Here is a 7,042-nt window from a genome sequence, read left to right on the forward strand (position 1 = left end):
CGAATTCTTATTTTCGGAGAAGAACCTGGAGAAGAATCATTGTTAAGAACTGCTACACCAGCTGCTCTTCCTTGAACAGCTTCTAACGGATTTGAACTTGTAACGGTATTTAGAACATCGCCCTTAATTTGTGCGATCGAACCGGTTAAATCGCTTTTTTTCATCGTTCCGTAACCCACAACAACTACCTCCTTAAGTTCAGAAACTTCGTCAGTTAGAGTAATGTTGATGATAGAAGATTGTTCAACTGTTTTTTCAATTGTTTTAGAACCAGTAGAACTAAAAATTAAGACGCTTCCGGTATTGGCGCTTATTGAATATTTTCCATCAAAGTCAGAGGTAGTATTCGTTTGCGATCCCTTTACGACAATATTCGCTCCGGGAATAGGAATTCCGCCTGAATCAGTTATTATTCCTGTAACCATTTTGGTTTGTGCAAAACTGGTCAAGTGCACAAAAATGGAAAAGACCAAAATTATCAAATGTCTAATTTTGTTTTTCATAAGTAAAAGTTTTCGGTTAGTAAAGTTGTTTAAACTTATTTATAACCGAAACTCTTTGTATCCTGCTCTATCCTGTTAATTATGAATGAAATAACTTTTATTTTAAAATTTTAAAGCTATTTTTTCTTTTGAATGACTGATTTAGTGGTTTTTAACTTATCTAGTATTGGTTTTGTTTTTATCAAAAAAAAGTTAATATTTTATCAATAATAAAATTATTTAATATTTAAAAATAGATGTATTTTTTTGATTATATGACTGTAAAATTCCAAAATAACCAACAATTTGTTTTTAGTAGAAAAATGAAAAATTGTAAAATAAAAGGTGGCAAAAATAACTTCTGCCACCTTTTAGTAAAATTTATTAGATTGAATTTTTAATCGTATTGTTCTAAGAAATATTTCAAAACATCTGTTGTAGTAACAATTCCTTTCAATTCTCCATTGTCTACAACTGGAAGAGCATGAAATTCTTCTTTCACAAAAATTTCGGCCAAATCTCTTATTATAGTATCAGATGAAACAGTTTTGGGTTTAGAAGTCATAACCTGCGAAATAGTTAGCATTTCTAAAATAGCTTCATCAGCTCTATCTTGTCCATCAAATAATGCTCCAAAAGTTAAACGATTAATATCCGTACGACTAATGATTCCGACAACTTCTTTACCGTTTACAACTGGAATATGACGAATTGAGTTGGCCTTTAGTTTTTCAACAACCTTTTTTAAATCGTCATTTTGATTTACTGTAATAACGCTTTTAGTCATTATATGACTTAGTGGTTCTCTCTTTTTCATAATTTGATAGTGTTAGATTTATATCAAATATGTAAATTATTTCTGAAGAAAATAATGATATATATCAGTTTTGAGACACGAACTCAAGTTAGATTTTTTATAAGAAAATGATAAAAGAGAATAAGGAATTTTATTTAAATTTAGTTTTATGCGAAAACAATACTAAATTCATTCTTTTAGTTGAGTGCAAATTGTGAGTATTGAATTTAAAAAGTAGTATTTTTGCAGTATGGAAACAAATAGACAGAAAAAAATAGGCGGTGTTATTCAGAAAGATCTGGTTGACATTTTGCAAGGTGAAGTGAGAAAAAACGGAATTACAAACTTGGTAATTTCAGTGTCCAAAGTGAGTGTAACTACAGACTTATCTGTGGCAACAGTTTATCTAAGCATTTTTCCGCAAGAAAAAGCCAAAGAAACTTTAGAAGCAATCAAAACCAATACAACTTTAATCAAACATGATTTGTCGCAACGTGTACGTTTACAATTACGTCGCGTTCCGAATTTGGTATTCTTTATTGATGACTCTTTAGATTATATAGAGAAAATCGACAATGCACTTGCTGGAAAAGAAAACCCAATTGAAAATCGTGATCTTTTAGAGAAAAGAAGAAAGTCGTAATTTGAATTTCCCTTTATACATAGCCAAACGTTATATTTTTAGCAGCAGTAAAAACAATGCTATAAATATTATCAATCGCATTGCCAGCATGGGAATCATTGTTGGTACAATGGCTTTGTTTGTGGTTTTATCTGTTTTTAGCGGATTAAAGGTTTTTAGTCTGTCGTTTACAAACGAAATTGATCCGGATTTAAAATTAACAAGTACCTACGGAAAATCTTTTTTATTTGCACCAGATCAGGAAAATCAGATTAAGAAAATCAATGGTGTTGCTTCTTACACTAAAATAATAGAAGAACGTGTTTTGTTTCTATTTAAAGATAAACAGCAAGTTACTTACTTAAAAGGAGTTGACAGCATTTACCCTGTTGTTAATGATATCAAGAAAAAACTCTTTAATGGCCAATGGCTTAAACCAGATAGTTTTCAGGTTGTAATTGGTTATGGATTAGCTCAAAATTTTTCAATGGGAATTCTTGATTTTGAAAATCCGCTTCAGATTTTTGCACCAAAACCAGGAAAAGGAGCAATCGAGAACCCCGAAGAAGCTTTCACAAAAACAGATGTTTTACCTGTTGGAATTTATTCTATCAGTGAAGACTTAGATTCAAAATATGTATTCGCAGATTTAAGTTTAGTACAGGAATTGTTAATGTACAAACCCAATCAGATTTCTGGAATTGAATTTAAATTAAAAGAAAACGCAGATGAAGACGCAATAAAAAAACAGCTTAATTCTATTTTTAAAAATAAAGTTACTTTAAAAAATAGAGCACAGCTGAATGAGTCTTTGTATAGAATGCTAAATACCGAAAACATTGCTGTTTATCTTATTTTTACATTAGTTATCATTGTGGCGCTTTTTAATTTGATTGGAGCCTTAATTATGATGATTTTAGAAAAGAAAGGAAATCTTAAAACCCTTTTCAATTTAGGAACAGACATCAATGGGCTTCGAAAAATATTTTTGCTTCAAGGAACCTTATTAAGTGTTTTTGGTGGTTTAATAGGACTTGCTTTAGGAATAATCCTCGTAATATTGCAGCAGAAGTTTGATCTTATTATGATTACACCAACTTTGGCTTACCCAGTTGTCTTTACAGTAGAAAATGTTCTAATTGTAATGACAACGATTATTTCTCTAGGTTTTGTTGCTTCACTAATTGCAAGCAGTCGAGTTAGTAAAAAACTACTTGACTAAAAACTACTTAAGAAATATTAATTATATTTACCGCCTTAAAAACTACAGCATATGATTGTTTCTGCCTAATCCTATTTTATTTTTTAGAATAATTAGGATACTTGCGTTTACTTTTTTAGTTCAGATTTATACATCTGAACCAATTTTTATCATTTATCCTAAAATATCATGACAGAAACAATTATAAAGAAAAGCTTCTTTTCTAAAATTTTTACCACAATTAAACAAGCTTTAAAAGGCGACGAATCTTTTGACTATACTTCTGGAAGTATAAAAAAAGCCGTAATTCTATTGGCCATCCCGATGGTTTTGGAAATGATGATGGAATCGGTTTTTGCATTAGTTGACTTGTATTTTGTTGGGCATTTAGAACATAGCAGTTTTGCCATTCAGACTGTTGGTTTAACCGAATCTGTGCTAACCGTAATTTATTCACTCGCTATCGGAATGAGTATGGCCGCAACCGCAGTTGTTGCACGACGTATTGGCGAAAAAGATCCTGTCGCTGCAGCCAAAGCGGGAATGCAAGCCATTATCATTGCATTTGCAATTAATAGTATAATGAGCATTTTGGGAATTATATACGCAAAAGATATTTTAATTTTAATGGGTTCTTCTGTAGAATCGGCCGAACATGGTTTCCGTTTTACTCAAATTATGATTGGTTCTAGTTTGTGTATTATGCTTTTGTTCTTAATAAACGGAATCTTTCGCGGAGCTGGAAATGCAGCCATTGCAATGAAAAGCCTTTGGATTGCAAATATTTGCAATATTATTTTATGTCCAGTTCTAATTAATGGTTTTGGACCAATTCCCGCTTTCGGACTAGTTGGCGCAGCTTTAGCAACTACTATCGGAAGAAGTATTGGAGTTTTGTATCAGGTTTATCATTTATTTTTTGGAAATGGAATTTTAAAAATCAAAATACCTTATTTCGCACCCGATTTTAAACAAATACGAGCTTTAGTAAAAATTGCGGCGCCTGGAATTCTGCAATTTGTAATAGCATCTTGCAGTTGGATTTTCTTAGCACAATTAGTTGCGACAACTGGTGGCGATCATGGTTCTGCAGGATATCAAACAGCTTTGAGAATTATGATGTTTTTCATACTTCCAGCTTGGGGATTGAGCAATGCTGCAGCTACTTTGGTTGGACAAAACTTAGGAGCGAAACAAATTGAGCGCGCCGAAAAATCGGTTTATACAACAGCCAGATATAATGTAATTTTCATGGCTACGATTATGATTATTACTTTGGTTTTTGGACAATATATTATTTCGTTTTTTACGAATGACGAGCAAGTAAAAACCATTGCAATTGAAGCATTGCAGATTATGAGCATCGGATTTATTTTCTACGGAATCGGAATGGTTTTAATCAATACTTTCAATGGAGCAGGAGATACTTGGACACCAACAGGAATTAACTTTTTCGGATTTTGGCTATTTCAAATTCCGCTTGCTTATATATTAGCCAAGCATTTCAATATGGGACCAACAGGAGTTTTTATTGCTATTCCTGTGGCTGAAACCGCAATCACTTTAGCGGGAATATTTTTCTATAAAAGGGGAAAGTGGAAAAGAGTTCAAGTTTAATAAACAAAAAAGACCTTCAAATTTTGAAGGTCTTTTTTTGTATCAATATTTTTTGCCAAAGTTAATCTTTGCGTATTTTTTGTCATTTCGACGAAGGAGAAATCTCCACAAAGAAGCTCGACAAAGATTGGACTTTTGTTATGAGATTTTAAACAAACTCATATCCAGCATAAACCTCTTCGATTTCTTTCATAATTGCGAATAAATCTTCAGGAGCATCTGTGGTAACCAATTTTTGTTTGAATTCTTTAAACGAATGAATTCCTTTAAAATAATTGGTATAATGACGGCGCATTTCGACAATTCCTAAACGTTCGCCTTTCCATTCCATAGACCACATTAAATGATTTCTGGCCGCTTCAACACGATCAATAACCGTTGGAGCAGGTAAGTGTTCGCCTGTCTTGAAATAGTGTTTGATTTCGTTAAAAATCCACGGATAACCAATTGCAGCACGACCAATCATGATACCGTCAATTCCGTATTCATTTTTATATTTTAAAGCTTTTTCTGGACTGTCGATATCGCCATTTCCGAAAATAGGCATTGTAATTCTTGGATTGTTTTTTACACGCGCAATATGCGACCAGTCAGAATGGCCTTTGTACATTTGTGCGCGAGTTCTAGCATGAATTGTTAAAGCTTGAACACCAATATCCTGAAGTCTTTCAGCAACTTCATCAATATTAATTGAGCTTTCATCCCAGCCTAAACGTGTTTTTACCGTAACAGGCAGATCTGTTCCTTTGATAACTGCTTTTGTTAAGCGAACCATCAAATCAACATCTTTTAAAACTCCTGCACCTGCACCACGGCAAACGACTTTTTTTACTGGACATCCAAAATTGATATCCACTAAATCTGGTTTTACAGTAGAGACAATTTTAGAGGACATTTCCATCGCTTCCTCATCACCACCAAAAATCTGAATTCCAACAGGGCGTTCGTAATCAAAAATATCCAGCTTCATGCGGCTTTTTATAGCGTCACGAATTAATCCTTCCGACGAAATAAATTCAGAATACATCATGTCAGCGCCATGCGTTTTGCATAATCTGCGAAACGGCGGATCACTAACATCTTCCATCGGAGCTAGTAATAAAGGAAATTCGGGTAATTCTATGTTGCCAATCTTGACCATCTTCGTAATTTTTTGCAAAATTACAACATTTAGTTCAATTAAAAAGATTCTAAGTTTCTAAGATGCTAAGGTTCTGAGTTTTTTATCTTTATTTAATATTAAAAAAGAAAAAATTAGAACCTTAGAGTCTCAGTATCTTAGTAACTTAGAACGAAGTTCTATAATCAAAAAATCGAATTGGTTTTCGGCTCATTGGATTAAAAACCAACGGATTCAAAACTTCTTTTGAAGCAAATTCTATTTTTGGAGTCACTCTTAATTTGGCTCTAAAATGATCTTTTATTTCCTGTAAAAATTCTGGAGTTTGGTTTTTAACGGCAATTTTAATCAAGATCTCATCTGTGCCTAAATCGTTTGTAGAGATTTCGATCAAATGATTTTCAATATTATCAAAACTACTCAAAACATCATTCATCGCTGGCGGATAAAGAGTTGTGCCTTTATATTTGATCATTTGTTTTTTACGGCCAACTACTGGACCAACACGCAAGGTGTTTCTTCCACAAGAGCAAGGCTCATCATGAAACTGAACCATGTCGCCCGTTTTGAAGCGCAACAAAGGCATCGCCTCAATTCCTAAAGTAGTAAAAGTGAGTTCACCAGTTTCTCCATTTTTTACTGGCTGATTATTTTCGTCTAAAACTTCTACAATGATCAATTCTGGATGATGATGTCCTCCTTTTCCGTGTTCACATTCGGTAAAAGCGGTGCTCATTTCGGTAGAAGCATAAGTCGAAAATAACTTAATATTCCATTTATCGGTGATTTTTTTTGATAGAATATTCATGGAGAAATCTTGTTCTCTCAAAGATTCCCCAATACAAATGGCGCCTTTTATGCTCGAATTATTATAATCGATTCCGTGTATTTCAGCGTATTCAATTAATTTGAGAAGGAAAGAAGGAACCGTAATCAAATAACTCGGATTGTATTTTAAAATAGAATCCCATTGCATTTCTGGAATTCCAGCGCCAACACGAATTACGCCAACTTTCAGTTTTCGAAGACCAAGAAAATAAGCCAAACCTGCCATAAATTTTCTGTCAATTGTCGTCATCAATTGCACTACATCGCCTTCAGCAATTCCAGCGCAGGCAAAGGAAATTGCTTCATTATATGCCAGTCGATCTAAGTCAGAATCGGTTAAGCCAAAAGTTACAGGATCTCCTAAAGTTCCAGACGT

7 protein-coding genes are annotated in these 7,042 nt (G+C 33.3%); 3 read left to right on the plus strand and 4 right to left on the minus strand.

Annotation, left to right across the window (positions count from 1 at the left end; translation table 11 throughout):
- Both B3J44_RS09545 and B3J44_RS09550 read right to left on the minus strand, forming a co-directional pair.
- Window positions 1–503, minus strand: a 503-nt coding sequence (locus B3J44_RS09545; protein ID WP_286968070.1) for a carboxypeptidase-like regulatory domain-containing protein, incomplete at its 3' end; no start/stop codon positions are given.
- 376 nt (window positions 504–879) lie between these two features.
- Window positions 880–1,299, minus strand: a complete 420-nt coding sequence (locus B3J44_RS09550; protein WP_286968071.1) for a CBS domain-containing protein — start codon at window positions 1,297–1,299, stop codon at window positions 880–882.
- 229 nt (window positions 1,300–1,528) lie between these two features.
- Between B3J44_RS09550 and rbfA the strand changes: the two genes are divergently transcribed.
- From rbfA to B3J44_RS09565, 3 genes are all read left to right on the plus strand, one after another.
- Window positions 1,529–1,921, plus strand: a complete 393-nt coding sequence (gene rbfA / locus B3J44_RS09555) for a 30S ribosome-binding factor RbfA (protein ID WP_095930618.1) — start codon at window positions 1,529–1,531, stop codon at window positions 1,919–1,921.
- Between the two features lies 1 nt (window position 1,922).
- Entirely contained in the window at window positions 1,923–3,122 is a 1,200-nt protein-coding gene (locus B3J44_RS09560; protein WP_198855019.1) for an ABC transporter permease, read from the plus strand.
- 168 nt (window positions 3,123–3,290) lie between these two features.
- Entirely contained in the window at window positions 3,291–4,718 is a 1,428-nt protein-coding gene (locus B3J44_RS09565) for an MATE family efflux transporter (RefSeq protein WP_286968073.1), read from the plus strand.
- Window positions 4,719–4,866: 148 nt separating this feature from the next.
- Here B3J44_RS09565 and dusB read toward each other — a convergent pair whose 3' ends face one another.
- Together dusB and B3J44_RS09575 are read right to left on the minus strand one after the other, a co-directional pair.
- A complete protein-coding gene (gene dusB / locus B3J44_RS09570; RefSeq protein WP_286968075.1) occupies window positions 4,867–5,859 on the minus strand; it encodes a tRNA dihydrouridine synthase DusB in 993 nt (330 codons plus the stop codon).
- 145 nt (window positions 5,860–6,004) lie between these two features.
- Window positions 6,005–7,042 (minus strand): AMP-binding protein (locus B3J44_RS09575; RefSeq protein WP_286968076.1); only part of this gene is annotated, 1,038 nt, incomplete at its 5' end.

The sequence above is a fragment of the Flavobacterium sp. UBA4854 genome (assembly GCF_002399805.1).
Lineage (GTDB): Bacteria > Bacteroidota > Bacteroidia > Flavobacteriales > Flavobacteriaceae > Flavobacterium > Flavobacterium ginsengisoli.

What these genes read in the sequence shown, in the direction of transcription:
- rbfA (WP_095930618.1), top strand. Translation starts at nt 1,529, where the DNA reads ATGGAAACAAATAGACAGAAAAAAATAGGCGGTGTTATTCAGAAAGAT.
- B3J44_RS09550 (WP_286968071.1), bottom strand. Translation starts at nt 1,299, where the DNA reads ATGAAAAAGAGAGAACCACTAAGTCATATAATGACTAAAAGCGTTATT.
- dusB (WP_286968075.1), bottom strand. Translation starts at nt 5,859, where the DNA reads ATGGTCAAGATTGGCAACATAGAATTACCCGAATTTCCTTTATTACTA.
- B3J44_RS09565 (WP_286968073.1), top strand. Translation starts at nt 3,291, where the DNA reads ATGACAGAAACAATTATAAAGAAAAGCTTCTTTTCTAAAATTTTTACC.